This window comes from Bradyrhizobium sp. Mp19, from assembly GCF_029952935.1.
GTDB classification, from domain to species: domain Bacteria; phylum Pseudomonadota; class Alphaproteobacteria; order Rhizobiales; family Xanthobacteraceae; genus Bradyrhizobium; species Bradyrhizobium elkanii.
The window spans coordinates 56,352-73,411 of sequence record NZ_JASAUT010000024.1 but is presented as its reverse complement, the minus strand read 5'-3'; the positions used below and the strand labels follow the sequence as shown (position 1 = coordinate 73,411).

The 17,060-nt window shown below is 65.0% G+C and carries 15 protein-coding genes and 1 pseudogene; 8 read left to right on the top strand and 8 right to left on the bottom strand.

All coding sequences use genetic code 11. The annotated features are described in order from the left end of the window. Positions 1 to 67: 67 nt before the first annotated feature. From QJT82_RS24755 to QJT82_RS24740, 4 genes are all read right to left on the bottom strand, one after another. Positions 68 to 919: a carbohydrate ABC transporter permease gene (locus QJT82_RS24755; protein WP_028340609.1), complete on the bottom strand. Its 852-nt coding sequence runs from the start codon at positions 917 to 919 to the stop codon at positions 68 to 70. Next, complete coding sequence (locus QJT82_RS24750) at positions 916 to 1,785, bottom strand: sugar ABC transporter permease (protein WP_028340608.1); 870 nt, start codon at positions 1,783 to 1,785, stop codon at positions 916 to 918. The genes QJT82_RS24755 and QJT82_RS24750 overlap by 4 nt, the downstream gene beginning before the upstream one ends. Before the next feature lie 203 nt (positions 1,786 to 1,988). Beyond that, positions 1,989 to 3,374, bottom strand: coding sequence for an ABC transporter substrate-binding protein (locus tag QJT82_RS24745; RefSeq protein ID WP_028340607.1), 1,386 nt, complete (start codon positions 3,372 to 3,374; stop codon positions 1,989 to 1,991). A 160-nt stretch (positions 3,375 to 3,534) separates the two neighbouring features. Continuing rightward, entirely contained in the window at positions 3,535 to 5,499 is a 1,965-nt protein-coding gene (locus QJT82_RS24740) for an AsmA family protein (RefSeq protein WP_028340606.1), read from the bottom strand. 245 nt (positions 5,500 to 5,744) lie between these two features. On the opposite strand from QJT82_RS24740, the gene QJT82_RS24735 reads away from it, so the two are divergent. From QJT82_RS24735 to QJT82_RS24710, 6 genes are all read left to right on the top strand, one after another. Continuing rightward, positions 5,745 to 6,452, top strand: coding sequence for a CoA transferase subunit A (locus QJT82_RS24735; protein WP_028336014.1), 708 nt, complete (start codon positions 5,745 to 5,747; stop codon positions 6,450 to 6,452). 24 nt (positions 6,453 to 6,476) lie between these two features. Continuing rightward, a complete protein-coding gene (locus QJT82_RS24730; protein WP_018268725.1) occupies positions 6,477 to 7,127 on the top strand; it encodes a 3-oxoacid CoA-transferase subunit B in 651 nt (216 codons plus the stop codon). A 1-nt stretch (position 7,128) separates the two neighbouring features. Continuing rightward, the gene (locus tag QJT82_RS24725; protein WP_028340605.1) at positions 7,129 to 7,770 is read left to right on the top strand and encodes an acetyltransferase; all 642 of its coding nucleotides are present in this window, start codon (positions 7,129 to 7,131) and stop codon (positions 7,768 to 7,770) included. 393 nt (positions 7,771 to 8,163) lie between these two features. Further along, the gene (locus QJT82_RS24720) at positions 8,164 to 9,171 is read left to right on the top strand and encodes a helix-turn-helix domain-containing protein (RefSeq protein ID WP_028340604.1); all 1,008 of its coding nucleotides are present in this window, start codon (positions 8,164 to 8,166) and stop codon (positions 9,169 to 9,171) included. Between the two features lie 103 nt (positions 9,172 to 9,274). Further along, a complete protein-coding gene (locus tag QJT82_RS24715) occupies positions 9,275 to 9,802 on the top strand; it encodes a tautomerase family protein (protein WP_028340603.1) in 528 nt (175 codons plus the stop codon). A gap of 13 nt (positions 9,803 to 9,815) precedes the next feature. Next, positions 9,816 to 10,799, top strand: coding sequence for a carbon-nitrogen hydrolase family protein (locus tag QJT82_RS24710; RefSeq protein ID WP_028340602.1), 984 nt, complete (start codon positions 9,816 to 9,818; stop codon positions 10,797 to 10,799). Between the two features lie 63 nt (positions 10,800 to 10,862). On the opposite strand, the pseudogene QJT82_RS24705 reads toward QJT82_RS24710, so the two are convergent. The 3 genes and pseudogenes from QJT82_RS24705 to QJT82_RS24695 form a co-directional block, all read right to left on the bottom strand. After that, a pseudogene (locus QJT82_RS24705) lies at positions 10,863 to 12,230 on the bottom strand (MFS transporter). Between the two features lie 78 nt (positions 12,231 to 12,308). Further along, positions 12,309 to 13,838 (bottom strand): aldehyde dehydrogenase, encoded by a 1,530-nt coding sequence (locus QJT82_RS24700; RefSeq protein WP_028340600.1) that lies wholly within the window; start codon positions 13,836 to 13,838, stop codon positions 12,309 to 12,311. Then, positions 13,835 to 14,488 carry a GntR family transcriptional regulator gene (locus QJT82_RS24695; protein WP_080686739.1) on the bottom strand — a complete coding sequence of 218 codons (654 nt, stop codon included), beginning with the start codon at positions 14,486 to 14,488 and terminating at the stop codon, positions 13,835 to 13,837. The genes QJT82_RS24700 and QJT82_RS24695 overlap by 4 nt, the downstream gene beginning before the upstream one ends. A 155-nt stretch (positions 14,489 to 14,643) precedes the next feature. On the opposite strand from QJT82_RS24695, the gene QJT82_RS24690 reads away from it, so the two are divergent. After that, positions 14,644 to 15,438: an alpha/beta fold hydrolase gene (locus tag QJT82_RS24690; protein WP_028340598.1), complete on the top strand. Its 795-nt coding sequence runs from the start codon at positions 14,644 to 14,646 to the stop codon at positions 15,436 to 15,438. A 130-nt stretch (positions 15,439 to 15,568) separates the two neighbouring features. After that, on the top strand, positions 15,569 to 16,054 hold the full coding sequence (locus QJT82_RS24685; RefSeq protein ID WP_028340597.1) for a cyclic nucleotide-binding domain-containing protein: 486 nt from the start codon (positions 15,569 to 15,571) through the stop codon (positions 16,052 to 16,054). Here QJT82_RS24685 and QJT82_RS24680 read toward each other — a convergent pair. Next, the gene (locus QJT82_RS24680; RefSeq protein ID WP_028340596.1) at positions 15,993 to 16,820 is read right to left on the bottom strand and encodes a metallophosphoesterase; all 828 of its coding nucleotides are present in this window, start codon (positions 16,818 to 16,820) and stop codon (positions 15,993 to 15,995) included. The two genes, QJT82_RS24685 and QJT82_RS24680, sit on opposite strands and share 62 nt — an antisense overlap. Between the last annotated feature and the right edge of the window lie 240 nt (positions 16,821 to 17,060).

Sequence of the window (17,060 nt, the reverse complement as noted above, 5' to 3'; positions counted from 1 at the left end):
AACATCGAACCCGGAATCTCGAGATTCCGGGTCTGGTGCTAGCGCACCATCCCGGAATGACAGCGCATCAAGATTTAACCGCGCCTGCCGTCAGCCCGCCAACCATGTAGCGCTTGAAGGCGTAATAGACCGCGGCCGGCGGCAGCGCGTAGATGAAGCCGGTTGTCATCAACAGCTCCCACGGCGAGTCGTCGGCGGCGAGGAAGTTGCCGAGCGCGACCGGCAGCGTGATGTCGGTGTCCTTCGACAGCAGCAGGAACGCGTAGAGATATTCGTTCCACGCGAGCAGGATCGCATAGGTGCCGACCGCGACCAGCGAGGGCATCATCAAGGGCACATAGACCAGGCGGAACAGCTGAAGCGTGGTGGCGCCGTCCATCGTCGCGGCCTCGTCGAGCTCGACGGGCAGCTTGTCGGAGGCCTGTTTCAGGACCCAGATCGCGTAGGGCGCGGCGATCGTCACCATCGCGAGGATCAGCGACCAGTGATTATTGAGCAGGCCGTAATTGCCCATGGTGCGGTACATCGGCACGGCGAGGAACGCGGCCGGGATGAAGTAGGTGAACAGCGCCAAGTTCATGACGGCGCGGCCGCCCGGCACGCGCAGCCGCGAGATCGAGAACGCGGCGGCGGTGGCGACGAACAGCGTCAGCGCGCCGACGGCGAGCGCGATCACGGTCGAATTCCAGAACTGGATCCAGAAGTCGCGCAGGAAGTAGTGCTGCTGGTTGAACACGATCTCGAAATTGTGCAGCGTCGGATGCGCCGGCCACACCTTGCCGGAGAACGCGTCCTCCTTCGGCGAGATCGCGAACACGAACATGTGGTAGATCGGGATCATGGTCCAGATGAAGACCGGGATGCCGATCAGGAGCAGCTTGGCTTCGGTGCCGACTTCGCGGAGGGTGGGCAGCTTCATCGCGACAACCGTTTCATCATGAAATAGACCAGCGGCAGCACGAACGGCATCGCGCAGACGATCGAGGCCATCGCCAGCGAGAGCTGGTCGAGGCGCAGATAGCGGATGCCGAGGGTCGACAGCACGTGGGTGAGGTCGGCGGGGCCGCCGCCGGTGAGCAAATAGACGCTGTTGAAGTCGCCGAGCGTCCAGATCATCGAGAGCAGCGTGCAGGTGACATAGAGCGTCTGCATCGACGGCCAGGTGATGTAGCGGAATTTCTGCCACCAATTGGCGCCGTCGACGTCGGAGGCTTCGTACAGATCGTGCGAGATGGCGAGCCGTCCGGTCAGCAGGATCAGCGTCCAGAACGGCAGCGACTTCCAGATGTGCACGCCGATCGCCATCGCCAATGCGACCGAGGGATCGTTCAGCCAGTTCGGGCCGTCGTCGCCGGTGAACTTGAAGATCAGCTGGTTGACCACGCCCCATTCCGGATTGAGCATGAAGCGCACCGACAGGATGGTCGGGATCGAGGGCACCGCCCAGGGCAGGATGAAGATGACAGACAGCCACCTGATCCACGGCCGCTGCTGGGCGAAGAAGCCGGACAGGAACAGCGCGATCAGCATCTTGATGTTGATGCCGATGACCAGGAAGATCAGCGTGTTGACCGCCGCGCGGGCGAAGATCGGGTCGTGATAGAGCGCGACATAGCTCGCCGGATGGCGCGCCAGCCACAGGCCGTAGCCGACCGGATAGACCACGAAGGCGAGGAAGACGAGCAGATAGGGCGCGAGCAGCACGATGCCCCAGACCTGCGGCGGCGACAGCCGCGCCGACAACGGCGGCGAGGGGACATCGGATGCGGAGAGTGTGATCGCCATACGGTTACTCTTTGAGCAAGCTACCGCTTGCGCCTGCGCCTACTCTGTCGTCCCTGCGAAAGCAGGGACCCATAACCACCGGCTTTCGCTATTGCACGAAAGCCGGTGACCAGCATGTTTCAAAATCACCGCCGCGGCGTATGGGTCCCTGCTTTCGCAGGGACGACCAGAGAAATGTGCCGCGGCAGCTGGTCTTGCAACGTCTACCCCGCGACCTGCTTGATGCGGGCGATGAGTTCGTCGACGGCCTTGTCCACCGGCACCTTCTCGCTGACGACGCGGTTCATGGCCTTGGCCCAGACGTTCTCGTTGTTCAGGATGGTGAACTTCCAGTTCTTGGTGAAGTCGAACGGCGCGGTGCCGCCGGTGAACTGATTGTAGACCGCCTTGCGATGCCGGTCAGCCTGCCAGAACGGGCTCGCCTGGCTTGCTTTGGTCACCGGGAACCAGCGGCCGAGCGCGCCCTCGACATAGGGCCGCAAATTGTCTTCCTGCATCAGGAAGGCAATGAACTGCTTGCCTTCCGCCTTGTTCTTGGCGTTGGCGAAGATCAGCCCGGTCTTGACGTCGGAGCGGTAGCGGATCGTCGATCCGTCCGGCGCCTTCGGGAAGGACGCGGTGATGATGTCCTGCTCATAGGCCTGCTTGCCGGCGGCGCGCTGTGCGTCGGTCAGCGCCGGGTTGGTGGAATCCTCGAACCACTTGGCCGCGATCGAGATCGTGAAGTTGTGGGTCATCACGATCGTCTTGTTGTGGAACGCGACGTTGTTGTCCGGGTCCTTCCAGGTCGTGGAGGAGGGCGGCGAGCAGCCCTTAATGTAGGTGTCGGTGTAGTCCTTCAGCGCGTGAATCAACCCGTCGCGCACCTTGGGATCGTCGACCAAGAGCTTGCCGTCGTCGTCGACCAGCTTGACGTGATAGGCGTCCATGAAGGTGTAGAACGACTGGAACGAGTCGGTGGATTCCACGCCCATCGGCTGGCCGACGCCGTAGATGCGCTGGCCGGTCGCCTTGCGGATTGCCGGCTGCACCTTGTCGCACCAGAACGACCAGTAATCCTCCCACTTGGTCGGGATGTCGGCGGCCTTGAAGCCGGCCTTCTCGAGCATGTCGCCCCAGATCTGGACGTGCATGCTCTGCTGCTTCAGCGGGAAGCCGTAATAGGCCTTCTTTTTGGCGACGTCATTGTAGAGCAGCGCCGTCTCCAGCGTGTTCGGCGCGAACGCATCCTTCATCGGCAGCAGGATGTCGGAGAGATCCTCGAGCTTGCCTTCATAGGCCCATTTGCCCTGCGCCTGCACGTCGTAGGAGTCGGAATAGGCGACGTCGGGCACGGTGCCGGAATCGAGCGCGGCGACCGTCTTCGGAATCATGTCCTGGATCGCGTATTGCGACAGTTCGACCTTGATGCCGGTCTTGGCTTCGAATTTCTTGATCGTCTCGAGCAGCGCGTCGTCTTCGGATTTGTAAAATCCCTTGCCCCACCAGACGGTGATCGTCTTGCCCTGGGCGAGAGCGGGTGCAGTTGCGGCGAACAGGCCGACCGCGGCGACCGCAATTGATAGCGCACCGATAACCTTGGATCTCACGTTGTTCTCCCTCATGAGGCCGGCTTTTTAACCGGTTGGAGAAAACACTAGCGCATGCCCGTGACCCGATAAAGATGTCGCGCCGCCGACTTGTGTAGGGGTTTGTGGCGAGCGCGTGGATCGGTCCCGGTGCATCGATGCGCAAAGTGAATGGATTCGATCAGTTCGACTTCGCATTCTCGGCCGACGCCGCCGGTGCGCCGCCGGGCGCGCCTGCCGCAGCATCGGGCGCCGCCGCGGGCCGTGCGGCGCCGCCGGTGAAGCGCTCGATCACCGAGCGCACCGCGTCGCGGGTCTTGCGATCCTTCACCGCATCGAGCAGCGGGGCGGAGGCCGGCGAGCGGCGGATCAGGCTTTCCGGATCGGGGAAGATCAGCGGATCGTCCCACGGCCCCTGGATCACGAAGGGCAGATCGAAGCCGTTGCCGCCGGCCGATGCCGAGGTCAGGCTGGCGACGCCCTTGAGATCGTATTCGCGCGACGGCACCGAGGCCGTGCCGGTCAGCGTGATCTTTGCCGTTGGGCTTTCGACATGAATGTCGTCAGCGGTCGCAACGCCGTCGGCGAACTTCACCGAGATGCTGAGATTGTCGTAGGGCGTCGAGCCGGAGCGGAAATTGCCGCCGCCGGACAGCGGCCGCTTCTCCAGCCGCTTCAAGAGCTGCTCGACATTGAAGCCCGCGATCGCACCGTCATGCCCGTTCAGCGTCGCGGTGCCGTCGAGCGACGACGCGAGCCCGAACGGGCTCGAGCCCGAGGCCGTCAGCGAGACGTTGAGGTTGCCGCGGCCGGACAGCTTGTTGATGCCGAACAATTCGCTGGCGCAGGCCTGCAAATCGACATCGGTGAACTGGAATTGCGCCCTGACGTCGGCGACCGCATCCGAGCGCGCGATCGCGAACGAGCCCTTGGCGATGCCGCCATACATCTGCGCCTCGCCGACGCTGAGCGCCAGCGCGCCGCCGCGCAGATTGGCGCCGAATGCGGTGCGGCCGAGCTTGGACGGGCCGACCGTGACCTTGGCCGCCGACAGGCGCATGTCGAGATCGGTCGACGACAGCGAGGACAGGTCGAACAGCTGCCTGTTCCAGTCGCGCTGGCCGCTGGCCAGCAGGCGGAACGTCGAGATGTAAGGCGTGAAATCGAGATTGCCGGCGGCAAGCGTCGCCTGCAGTGTCTGCCGGCCGTTATTGGCGTAGGTCATCACGCCCTCGGCGACGTTGCCGTCGAGCTCGACATTGACATTGGTGAGCGCGACCGAGCCGCCGACCACATTGGCGCGGGCCTTCAGCGCGAAGCGGCCGAAGCCGCCACCGCCGCCGGGCGGGGCCTGTCCCATCCAGCGCAACGCGTTGCGCAGCGACGGGCTGTCCATGGTGGCGACGCCTTCCATCATCAGGCTGGTGCGGTTGGCGACGGTTCCGTCGAAAGCAACCTTCAGCGGCGCGCTGGCAAGCCGTGCCTTCAGGCCGGAGCGGTCGCCCGACAGCAGCGCGACGAAGTCGCTCGCGCTGATCGAGCCGTCGACGCGCTCGCCGCGCCAGTCGAACTGGCCGGTTGCGGCAAAGGAGCGCGAGATCGAGGGCCAGGCCAGCGACAGGTCAATATCGCCAAGCTGTTCGGAGATGTTGTTGGTGCCGTCCTGGTAGTTCAGCTCGCCGTCCTGGATCCGGATTTCGGAGAACGACACCTGGTTCTCGGCGCCGGGCGTCATCGCCTTGGCGATGGTCTCGACGAACGGCGTCCAATTGCTCTCGCCGGCGCCGTCGCGGACCACATGGATATGCGGACGGAGCATCATGACGTCGGCAATCTCGAACCGCCGCAGCAGCAGCGGCAGCAGGCGCAGATTGGCGGTCAACACGTCGACCTGTAGGGCGGGACCGATGGTATCGGCGCCCTTCAGCCCGACATTATGAAAGGAGACGTAGCTGCCGGGAAAAACCGAGACGTCGATCGGCCCGTTGACGACGAGATCGAGCCCGGTCACGGCGCGGATCTGCGCTTCCACCGCCCGCTGCAGCGCGTCCCGGTTGAGGAACCACGACGTTCCGACCAGCCCGACCAGCGCCAGGCCGAAAAGCGCCGCGATCGGCATCCCCAGGCGCTTAATTCCTTGGGCCATCGTCAATGACATATCCGGGTCGGGTTGAGTTTTGTCGGGTCGTCGTCGAACACAGCGGGCTCTCGCCGGAGGCCCCTGCCAACCCACGCAACTTGAAGGGTTTTCTTGTCGCTTTCAAGGCCATGTTGATCGCCGCAGGCCGCCGCCCGTCGCCGCACCCGGCCATGATTGACGCACTGCGAAGATTTCGCCTAATAATCCGCTTTGCCACAGCCGTTCCGCGCCCTCCATCAGGTATTCGCTGCATGAACAAAGTTTATCCCGACGCCAAATCGGCACTCGATGGTCTCCTCAAGGACGGCATGATGATCATGTCGGGCGGCTTCGGCCTCTGCGGCATCGCCGAGACCCTGTCGGACGCGATCCGCGAGTCCGGCGTGAAGGGCCTCACGGTCGTCTCCAACAATGCCGGCGTCGACGGCATCGGCCTCAGCCGGCTGCTGGAGACGCGCCAGATCAAGAAGATGATCTCGTCCTATGTCGGCGAGAACAAGCTGTTCGCCCAGCAATACCTCGCCGGCGAGCTCGAGCTCGAGTTCAACCCGCAGGGCACGCTGGCCGAGCGCATCCGCGCCGGCGGCGCCGGAATCCCGGCCTTCTACACCAAGACCGGCGTCGGCACGCTGATCGCCGAAGGCAAGGAAGTGAAGGAATTCGACGGCGAGAAGTACATCATGGAGCGCGGCCTGTTCGCCGACGTCGCCATCGTCCATGCCTGGAAGGGCGACACCGCCGGCAACCTCGTCTACCGCAAGACCGCGCGCAACTTTAACCCGATGATGGCCACCGCCGCGAAGGTCACGGTCGCCGAGGTCGAGCACCTGGTGCCGGCCGGCGAGATCGACCCGGACCACATCCACACCCCCGGCATCTTCGTCAAGCGCATCATCGAGGTCGGGACCGGCAAGAAGCGGATCGAGTTCCGCAACACCCGTCCGCGGCCCGCCGCTTAAAACACACTTCTTCAGGAGAGCCTCATGGCCTGGACCCGTGAACAGATGGCCGCCCGCGCCGCCAAGGAGTTGCGCGACGGCTATTACGTCAATCTCGGCATCGGCATCCCGACGCTGGTTTCGAACTACATTCCCGACGGCATCGACGTCAGCCTGCAGAGCGAGAACGGCATGCTCGGCATGGGCCCGTTCCCCTATGAGGACGAGGTGGACGCCGACCTCATCAACGCCGGCAAGCAGACCGTGAGCGAGCTGCCCTCGACCAGCTATTTCTCGTCGGCGGATTCCTTCGGCATGGTGCGCGGCGGCCATATCGATCTGTCGATCCTCGGCGCCATGCAGGTGGCGCAGAACGGCGACCTCGCCAACTGGATGATCCCCGGCAAGATGGTGAAGGGCATGGGCGGCGCCATGGACCTCGTCGCCGGCGTCAAGCGCGTCGTGGTCGTGATGGAGCATTCCGCCAAGGACGGCCCCAAGCTGCTCAAGCAGTGCAACCTGCCGCTGACCGGCGAGCGCGTGGTCGACATGGTCGTCACCGACCTTGCGGTGTTCACCATCGACAAGCACGGCAAGGACGGCATGGCGCTGATCGAGCTCGCCGACGGCGTCACGCTCGACGAGGTCAAGGCCAAGACCGAGGCCGAATTCCGCGTCGCGCTGAAGAACACCTGAGATGATCGGCGCGGGACGATCCTCGATCCGTCCCGCACGATCCGACGACGCCGGCTTCATCGCCGGCATCGTGCTGGCCGCGCAGCGCGGCCCGTTGCCGCGCGGCTGGTTCGATATCGCGCTCGATCGGGGCGAGGCGGAATGCCTGGCGTTCATGACGCGGCTCGCCGTGGCGCGGGTGCGGTCATGGTATCACGTCGCCCATTTCCTGATCGCTGAAGTCGATGGCGCGCCGACCGCCGCGCTGTGCGCGATGCCGGCATCCGGAACGGTCGTCGCCGCACGTGCGGCGATCGAGGAAGTCGCAGCAGAGACCGGCATGGATGCCGATGCCATCGTCGCGCGCGGCGGCTATGCCCGTAACTGCTGGGTGCAAGGCGGCGAGGGCGACTGGCTGATCGAGCATGTCGCCCGACAAGCGTCCCATCGCGGCGGCCTGGTGCAGGACTTGATCCGCCGCGCACTCGCCGACGGCAAGGCGGCCGGTTACACGCAGGCCTCGATCTCGTTCCTGATCGGCAACGACGCCGCCGAACGCTGCTACGCCAGGGCCGGCTTCACCTTCGCCGAAGAGAAGCGCGACGCCGCCTTCGAGGCGCTGACCGGCGCGCCGGGCTTTCGCAGATTTGCGCGGGCGATGTGAACGGGGTGCACGGCGACCGGCCCGCATATAAATCTGTCGTCCCGGCCTAGTGCGCAATTGCGCACGGGGGGCCAGGACCCATACGCCGCGGCGGATGTTGCAGGCGGGACTCGTCGTTGCAATCGCGCATAACAATTCCCGTCGGTGGTTATGGGTCCCGGCCCCCCGTGCGCAATAGCGCACTAGGCCGGGACGACAGTGAGTGTGCGGCACGGTTTGTGAGTCATACGCCCGCATTCTTGCGACATGGTTTGTCCGAGTTGACAGGTTTGTGCTGAGTTGCCGGTCGGGCAGTCACACAGCGCGTCACATTCGGCGCCCCGACACCGCCGGCTTGTCCGGTCGTCCATGCGATGGCAGAATTACACCATATTGTGCAAGATCGGACACGCCATGCCACTCATCCGGATCTGGGTCTATGACGGCATCCTCGCTTCGGGTGTGGCGGGGATTGTCGACGTGTTCACGGCCGCCAATTCGGTGACGGCGCGGCGGCCGCGACGCCACAACGGCAAGCCGTCTCAGCTGCGGTGGCGCGTCGAGTCCTTGAGTGGCCGGCCGGTCCAGACGGCGTCCGGCCAGGTCATCGGCGTCGACGGACCGATCGGCGCGCGGTCTTCGGCGGACGCGGTGGTGATCCCGGGACCGTTCGTCGGCGATATCGAGCGGTTCTTCGCGCGGCTCGATACCGTCGAGCCGCTGCTCGCGGCGCTGCGGCGGCAGCATGAGCGCGGCACTTTGCTCGCCTCCTATTGCACCGGCAGCTTCATCCTCGCCGAGGCCGGCCTGCTCGACGGCAGGGTTGCGACCACCCATTGGGCCAAGGGGCGGACATTCGCGATGCGCTATCCGGCGGTGGATCTGCGCGTCGCCGAGATCCTCACCGAGCAGAACCGCATTGTCTGCTCGGGCGCGGTGACCACCTCGCTCAATCTCGCGCTTCGGCTGGTCGAGAAATTCGCCGGTGCCGACGTGGCCGCCGAGACCGGCAAGCTGATGCTGATCGACAGCAATCGCGTCTCGCAGGCACCCTATGCCAGCCGCGCGCGTGACACGCAGCACTCCGACGCGCTGGTGGCGCGGGCGCAGAGCATGATGGAGAAGTCGCTGCAACAGGGCTTCAGTCTGGCCAGGCTGGCCCGCGACCTTGCGGTCAGCGAGCGCACGTTGAACCGCCGGTTCAAGCTGGCGGTCGGCGAGCCACCCCTGCAATATCTGCAAGCGTTGCGTGTCGATGTGGCCAAGCGGCTGATCGAAACCACGCGGCTGAAGCTCGACGCGGTCAGCGCGCGCGTCGGCTACGACGATCTGTCGACCTTCCGTCGTCTGTTCAAGCGCGAAACCGGGCTCTCGCCACGCGAATACCAGCGCCGGTTCGTGTGCAGGGTCGCCGCGAGCTGAGAACGCCGTGTCCGAATTTGCCCCCAAAATGGCGATACTGCCACTGCTGCCGGGAGCACGCCGCGCATAGACCTCGTGCTGTCAACAACAGGAGGTCCCCTCAATGCCGATGATCGACGTGACAATTCCCGAAGGAGCCCTGAAGCCGGACGCGGAAGCGCGGCTCATCAAGGAGCTCGGTGATATCCTGATCGGTCACGAGGGGTTCGATCCGGCAAACAAGGTCGCGCAAGGCGTCACCGTTGTCTTCCTGCATCGGCCGGCCGCCGTTTATGTGGCGGGCCAGCCATCGCCGTCGCCGCGTTACCGGATTGTCCCGACCGTGCCGGAAGGCCAGTACACCGAAGCCTCGCGCGCGGCGCTGGTGAAGGACGTGACCGATGCGGTGGTACGCGCCGCCGGCGGTTCGTTCGAGGATGTGGCACCGCAGGTCTGGGTGTTTCCGACCGAGATCCCCGACGGCCAGTGGGGCAGCCGTGGTGTCATTCGTCCGCTGCCGGACATCCAGGCCTTCATCGCCGGCGAGCACGAGCGCAAGGTCGGCGAGGCGCGTCTGGCGCGACGGCGGCGCGTCAAGGCGCTGGAGTTGCTTGCGGGCGCGCTCGACGCTGTCCGCAAGGGCGTCGACTGACGCGGGCACGGCCATGACATCCGACACGCATTTCAGGCTCGCGGCGATCCAGGCCGCCGCGGTGCCATTCGATCGCGACGCCTCGGTGGAGAAGGCCTGCCGCCTGATCGGCGAGGCCGGCGCCATGGGAGCGACGATCGCCGCCTTCGGCGAGACCTGGCTGCCCGGCTATCCCTTCTTCTGTCACGCGCCGACCGGGCCGAGCACGTTTCGCGCGATGGCCGAGTATCTCGACAATGCAGTCGAAATTCCCTCGCCCGCGACCGATCGGCTCTGCGCCGCCGCCGAGGCCGCCGGATTGGATGTCGTGATCGGCGTCGCCGAACGTGATGCCGTGACCAGGGGCACGGTCTACTGCACGCTGCTGTTCATCGGCCGCGAGGGGCGGCTGCTCGGCCGCCATCGCAAGCTGAAGCCCACCTTCAACGAGCGCTCGGTGTGGGCCGACGGCGACGCGGCGGGGCTGCGGGTGCATGAGCGGCCCTATGGCCGGATCAGCGGCCTCAATTGCTGGGAGCACAACACCATGCTGCCCGGCTATGCGCTGGCCGCGCAGGGAACGCAGATCCACGTCGCCGCGTGGCCGGGGCGGGAGCCTGCGGTGGCGCCACTGTCGCCGACGCCGCTCTGGCCGCGGCAGTTGTTGCTGTCGCGCGCGTTCGCCTCGCAAGCCGGCTGCTACGTCATCGCCGTCGGCGGCATGCGCTCGCACGAAATTACGCCGGAACGTTACCGCGAGCTCTCGACGATCGAGTACAGCGGTGACAGCGTCATCATCGATCCGCGCGGCGAGGTCATCGCAGGTCCGGCGCAGGGCGAGACCATCCTGATCGCGGACGGATCGCTGGAGGCCGTGCTCGCCGCCAAGGCGCTGTGCGATATCGGCGGCCACTATTCGCGCCCCGACTTGCTGCGGCTGATCGTCGATCGCAATCCGCAGGAGCGGGTCATCGACTGCGGCTTCGCCGGGCGGGTCACGCCGGAGATGTGGGAGTGACGCGAACGGCGCGGGTATCCCGCGCCGCCAAAGCTGCTTGTAGCGAAGAAAGCTCGCTGCGCGTCACGAAGCTTCCTGCGGGATTGCGGATGGTGATTCCTCGCCCTTGAGCTCCTCGAGGCTGCGGTGCCGCGGCTCGATGCCGAGCGCTCATACGGTGATGATCTGCACGATGAGCAGTCCGATCATCAGGGCCATCACGCCGGCGACGCCGCGCGCTTCGAACAGCATCACGACCAGGAATGGTGTCACGATGGTGGCACCTCGACCGAGTGTGTTGACTATGCCGGATGCCCGCAGCCGCACCTCGGTCGGGAACAGTTCGGGAATATAGATGCCGAACAACAGCGCGACCAGGACATAGATCGGCACGGTCAGCGCAAAGCCGACGGCCGGCAGCAGGAACGGATCCGAGATCATCGGATAGATGACGCCGAGGATGATCGAGATCAGCGACGCGCCGATGATCGTGGGCTTGCGGCCCCAGCGGTCGGCGGTCAGGGCGCCGATCGCCGAGCCGATCGGCGCGCCAAGCGCCATCAACAGCGAGTAGCCGAACGAGGTCGCGACCGACAGGCCCTGCTTGATGAAAAACACCGGCAGCCAGGTCACGAAGCCATAGAGCAGCGTATTGATGGTAATCAGGCATACCGCGCCGACGATCATGCGGGACAGCAGCGGCGCAGTGAACAGCGTGGCGAGATCGGGCGACACCGGTGCCGGTGTTGCAGCCGCGGGGGCCGGCAAGGGGTGGCCCTGGGAAGCTTCCTTCTCGATCGCCTGCATTAGCGCCTCGGCCTCGGCGGTGCGTCCCACCGCCTCCAGCCAGCGCGGGGACTCCGGCAGCGACTTGCGCAGGTACCAGACGATCAAGGCGCCGACGCCGCCCAGCACGAACATCGCGCGCCAGCCGAATTGCGGGACGACGACCGATGCGACCAGCAGCGCGATGGGCAGGCCGGTCACGACGCAGACGGCGGTGAAGCCGAGCCACTTGCCGCGGCTCCGGGCCGGCACGAACTCGGTCATCGTCGAATAGCCGACGACATTTTCGGCGCCGAGACCGACGCCCATCACGAAACGGCAGGCAATCAGAAAGGCCATGCTTGGCGCAAACGCCGCCGCCAGGGACGCGATACCGAACAGCAGCAAATTGAACTGGTAGGTGAAACGTCGTCCGTAACGGTCGCCGAGGAAGCCGGTGCCGAACGATCCGAGCATCATGCCGACGAAGGTTGCGGAGATGAACGCGGCGTTTTGGGCGAGCGTCGAGAACCCGGTTTTCAGCGTCACGCCGAGCACGGTGCCGGCGATATAGATGTCGAAACCGTCGAAGAACATTCCGATCCCGATCAGGATCATGATCCGGCGATGGAATGGTCCGATCGGTAGCCGATCGAGGCGGCTCCCGGCATTGACCGATGTCGACATATACGCTCTCCCCTTGACTGTTTCCTCGGTGATGCGGCCCGCCATCTGTGGGCGGTTTGCCGCTTTGCTCGACTGCGGCTAGTTCAAGCGGCGCTGGCTGGCCGTGTCGCGGTACCAATCGAACGGCTGTTCGTGGGTCGCGACCATCACGCTCTTGGTGTTGAAATGGTCGTCGAAGCTCTCGGTGCCGCATTCCCGGCCGATGCCGGAATCGTCAACGCCGCCCCAGGGCGAGGCCGGATCGAGCCGGTGGTGATCGTTGATCCAGACGATCCCCGCCTTGACCGCGGCGGCCACGCGATGCGCACGCGCGACGTCGCGGGTGCGAATGGCGGCGGCGAGGCCAAAGGGCGAATCGTTGGCGAGCCGGAGCGCGTCGGCCTCGTCCTTGAATGGGGTCACCGAGGTGAAGGGGCCGAACACCTCCTCCTGGAAGATCCGCATGTCGGATTTGACGTCGGCGAACACGGTCGGTTCGACGAAATAGCCGTTGTCGTGGCCCGCGACCTTTGCAGCCACGCCGCCGGTGAGCAGCCGCGCGCCGTCTTCATGACCGTAGCGCGCATAGCTGAGAACGCGGTCGCGCTGGCGCGCCGAGATCACCGGCCCAAGCTGTGTGTTCGGATCGAACGGATCGCCAATGCGGATGGTACGGGTCTTGGCCTGCAGCTTTTTGACGAACTCGTCGTAGATCGAGGCCTGCACGATATGGCGCGACGCGCAAACGCAGGTTTGGCCGGCGCCGATGAAGGCGCCGAACGCGGCATAGTTGACGGCGCGGTCGACGTCGAAATCGTCGAATATCATCACCGGCGTCTTGCCGCCGAGCTCCATGGTCTGGTGCGCGAACACCTTGGCCGCGGCGCTGCCCGCGATGCGGCCGGCTTCGGTCCCGCCGGTCAGCACAAGCTTGTTGATGTCGCCATGCTCGGCGAGCATTTTGCCGGCGCTCTGGCCGAGACCAAGCACGATGTTGAAGACGCCGGGAGGCAGTCCGGCCTCGCTGAAGATCTGGGCGAGCTTCAGTGTCGTCAGCGGCGTGTATTCCGACGGCTTGACCACGGTGACGCACCCGGTCGCCAGCACGACGGCAAGCGACTTGCACAGGATCATGAGCGGGTGATTGAAGGGCGTGCAGTTGGCGACGATTCCGATCGGCGTGCGCAGGGTGTAGTTCAGATACGCGCCTTCGACCGGGATGACGGAATCACGGCGCGATAGCGCTAGTCCGGCGAAGTAGCGGAAGAAATCCGGCAGGCGCGACAGCTGCGCGCGGGTTTCGTTGACGGGACGGCCGTTGTTCAATGTCTCCAGCCGGTACAGCGTGTCGAGATTGGTCTCGAATGCGTCGGCGAGCCTGTTGACGAGCCGGGCGCGCGCCCTCGTGTCCATCCCGCCCCACGCCTTGCCTTCGAATGCAGCGCGAGCGCTCTTCATCGCGCGGTCGATATCCGCGGCGGTCGAATTCGGAATCCGGGCGATGACGTCGCCGGTCGCGGGATTGCGCACGTCGAGCATCTCGCCGTCTCCGGCCTCGACCTCGCGTCCGTCGATGAAGTTGCCGTGGATCTCGACGTCGATCGTCGCGGGCTTCGACGGAATGTTCATGATGATCTCTCTTCGACGATGACGGCGTTGCGCTTGAGTGCCGGCAGCACGCGCTTTTCGGTTGCCGCGATGTGAGCCTTGATGATGCGGGCCGCGGTGCGCGCCTCGCGCTGCTGCATGGCGTCGATCAATGCGACATGCTCGGCCACGAGCTTCGCCGGGTCGTGGCCCTTCAGATTGGAGACGCTGACGCGCACCAGCCGATCGGCCTGGCCGATCAGGTCGCAGAGCGTGGTCGCCATGCGGCGGTTGCCCGATGCGTGCGCCAGCGCCGAGTGGAAGCCGCGATTGTAGGTGATGAAGTCCTCATGGCTGCCGGAGAAGCGGCGGAATTCATCGAGTGATTTCAGGATGCTGTCGGGCGCGCTCGCGATTGCTTCGGCGACGCAGGCCGGCTCGAGCGCAAGGCGGAAGCGCAGCAGATCGCGCGCGTCGGACAGCGAGATCGGATTGACCCGGTAGCCCTGGCGGGGCTGCACCGTCACGAGGTGCTCGCGCTCGAGCCGCAGCAGGGCGTCCCGAACCGGCTGGCGGCTGACAGCGTAACGCTCGGCCAGATCCTGCTCTCGTATTTCATCACCGGGAGCAAACTGACACGATAAAATATCAGATCTCAGGTTTTCGTAGATATTTTCGCGGAGAAGGATCATTTCATTGGGTCTCCTGCCCACCAAAATGCAGTCTGTGAAATATCACGTCAAGTAGAAATCCTTGAAATCCGGGTGATTTGATTTATCAATCGTCCGCAGGGGCGCTTCGGAGCCCAAATGCGCGAATTTCGGGCGCGATTTGAAAGAGAGCGACGATGGACAGGCTTTTGGCCAACCGCACAGTCAACGCAGCCCAGTCGGGCGAGGGGCCGCCGTTGGTCCTGTTTCACTCGCTGCTGTCGGATCGCGCGAGCTTCGATGCGATCGTGCCGGAGCTTGCTAGGTCGTTTCGGACCATCGTGCCGGAACTACCGGGATTCGGCCGGTCGAGCGCGGTTGAGGGTGGCCTTGCCGCGATTGCCGACCGAATGGCGGATGCGGTGCATGATGCGGTTGCTGGCACGCCGGCCATCGTGCTCGGCAATGGTTATGGCGGGTTCGTCGCGCTGCAGATGGCGATCCGCCACCCGGCGATCGCGAGCCGGCTGATCCTCGCCGACAGCGGTGCGGCGTTCTCCGAGCCGGGCCGCGAGGCGTTTCGCAACATGGCCAGGGTTTCACGCGAGAAGGGGCTCGCCGCGATCACCGACATTGCAATGCGCCGGCTGTTCGCACCGGATTTCCAGGCGCAGCATCCCGCGCTGATGCAGGATCGCCGCGATGCATTCCTGCGCACCGATCTCAACGTGTTCTGCGCGGCCTGCGATGCGCTGGCGAGCCTCGATCTTCGTGCCGAACTACGCAGCGTGACCATACCGACGCTCGTCGTGGTCGGCGAATATGACGAGGCAACGCCGCCGCCGATGTCATACGAATTGGCAGGCGGTCTGCCGAGAGCCAAGCTCAGGGTCATTCCGGGGTGTGCGCATGTCCCGCAACTGCAATCGCCAAAACTGTTCCTCGATACGATCGGCGATTTCCTGGCGGTCAAGCATAACGCCCCCGCCTGAGGCAGTGCAAACGGCTGGATCGCGCCGCGGGTCACGCGGTGGCGTGCCGACAATTTGGGCAGAACGCCCAGCTAATGCCGTTTGACGCGACAGCATCTCTGCCTAGTCTGACCGGAGACGGAGATGAAACATGCGAGCGATCCTTGATCACTGCACCGGCGGTCGCAGGCGCAGCCTGCCGGCCGGCACGGATTTCATCGAGGAGGGCGGCAAGACCGGACACCTGTTCGTGCTGCTCGACGGCAAGGTGGAAGTCGTCAAGGGCGACAGCCTGGTGGCGGTCATCGACGAGCCCGGCGCGGTGTTCGGCGAGATGAGTGTGCTGCTCGACCGCGTGCACAGCGCCAAGGTGCGCACGGCGTCCGATTGCGTCCTGTACGAGTTCGACGATGCGGCCTCGTTCCTGCGCCAGCAGCCGGCGGTGGCGCTGCTGATCGCGCAGCTGCTGGCGCAACGGCTTCATGTCGCCACGACCTATCTCGCCGACCTGATGCACCAATATGCCGATCACGGCACCCATCTGGCGATGGTCGGCGAGGTGCTGCAGAGCATGATCAACCTGCCGCCGATGCAGGTCGCGCCAGGCTCGGATCGGCAATCCGATCCAAGGATATGAGCCAGTCCGGCGCATCGCGCACAAGCGCTGCCGGCCGCGACAGCGGCGCCTTGAGATCGATCATCTGCGCATCACCGGCCGCGAGCCAGAACGCCTTGTCCTGCGCGAGATCGAGCACGATGTAGACCGGGGGACGGCCGGGCTGCAGGCCGGTGTTGAACACCCAGGTCGCTCCGATCCGGTCGAACCACGAGCCGCTCTGGATGAACGGCGACTGATGCACATGGCCCGAGATCACCATCGCCGGATGGTGGCGCTCGATCCAGCCGAGCAGCTCGGCGTCACCGAAGAAGCGCTTGCCGCCCCAGCTGGTCGGCGAATCCGCCGGCGGGGCGTGATGGACCCAGACCCAGCGCTTGTGCGGCACCGCGGCTGCGGCGCGAAGCTGCTCGTCGATCCGCGCCTTGACCAGCGGGCCGTCCCACCATGGGCACACCGTGAACAGCGTGTCGCCGATGGCCAGATTGTCGCCGTCGCAGGCGACGCCGAACTCCCTGATGCCCGCGACCCAGCGCGCGATCTTCTCGCCCTCCGGGTTGCGCTCGTCGAGGTCGTGATTGCCCGAGCAGAAGATCACCCGCGTGAGATCGGCGAGCCGTGACAGGTATTTCGTGACGACGACGATCTGGGCGCGGAAATCGACCGCCGAGCCGAGGTTGAGCGCATCGCCGGCGAAGATCACGAGATCGAATTGCGGTGCCGCCGCCAGCAGCCAGTCGAACTGCGGCAACGAGTAATGCAGGTCGGCGACGACGAGACAGCGCATCGGTGAAAATCCGCATGCCCGGAAAACGGGCGGGGTCGCACGGCAATGAATTCAAACAAGCCAAATCGCAGCAAGATCTATGCCGCGCCGCGCGGGTCCGACGCGACAGATGTTCGCAGTGCCCGGCGAGTAGTTGGTCCTGCTGGCGCGGCGGTGGAGCGCGAATTTCGAAGCGACTTGAATTTTGCGCGGTTGTGCGCCGCTCAGGCAAGTGAGGTGAGCACGCCTGTCAGGCTCCCT

Coding starts and splice junctions, on each gene's coding strand:
- QJT82_RS24755 (WP_028340609.1), bottom strand. CDS start 919: ATGAAGCTGCCCACCCTCCGCGAAGTCGGCACCGAAGCCAAGCTGCTC.
- QJT82_RS24750 (WP_028340608.1), bottom strand. CDS start 1,785: ATGGCGATCACACTCTCCGCATCCGATGTCCCCTCGCCGCCGTTGTCG.
- QJT82_RS24740 (WP_028340606.1), bottom strand. CDS start 5,499: ATGGCCCAAGGAATTAAGCGCCTGGGGATGCCGATCGCGGCGCTTTTC.
- QJT82_RS24735 (WP_028336014.1), top strand. CDS start 5,745: ATGAACAAAGTTTATCCCGACGCCAAATCGGCACTCGATGGTCTCCTC.
- QJT82_RS24730 (WP_018268725.1), top strand. CDS start 6,477: ATGGCCTGGACCCGTGAACAGATGGCCGCCCGCGCCGCCAAGGAGTTG.
- QJT82_RS24725 (WP_028340605.1), top strand. CDS start 7,129: ATGATCGGCGCGGGACGATCCTCGATCCGTCCCGCACGATCCGACGAC.
- QJT82_RS24720 (WP_028340604.1), top strand. CDS start 8,164: ATGCCACTCATCCGGATCTGGGTCTATGACGGCATCCTCGCTTCGGGT.
- QJT82_RS24715 (WP_028340603.1), top strand. CDS start 9,275: ATGCCGATGATCGACGTGACAATTCCCGAAGGAGCCCTGAAGCCGGAC.
- QJT82_RS24710 (WP_028340602.1), top strand. CDS start 9,816: ATGACATCCGACACGCATTTCAGGCTCGCGGCGATCCAGGCCGCCGCG.
- QJT82_RS24700 (WP_028340600.1), bottom strand. CDS start 13,838: ATGAACATTCCGTCGAAGCCCGCGACGATCGACGTCGAGATCCACGGC.
- QJT82_RS24695 (WP_080686739.1), bottom strand. CDS start 14,488: ATGATCCTTCTCCGCGAAAATATCTACGAAAACCTGAGATCTGATATT.
- QJT82_RS24690 (WP_028340598.1), top strand. CDS start 14,644: ATGGACAGGCTTTTGGCCAACCGCACAGTCAACGCAGCCCAGTCGGGC.
- QJT82_RS24685 (WP_028340597.1), top strand. CDS start 15,569: ATGCGAGCGATCCTTGATCACTGCACCGGCGGTCGCAGGCGCAGCCTG.
- QJT82_RS24680 (WP_028340596.1), bottom strand. CDS start 16,820: ATGCGCTGTCTCGTCGTCGCCGACCTGCATTACTCGTTGCCGCAGTTC.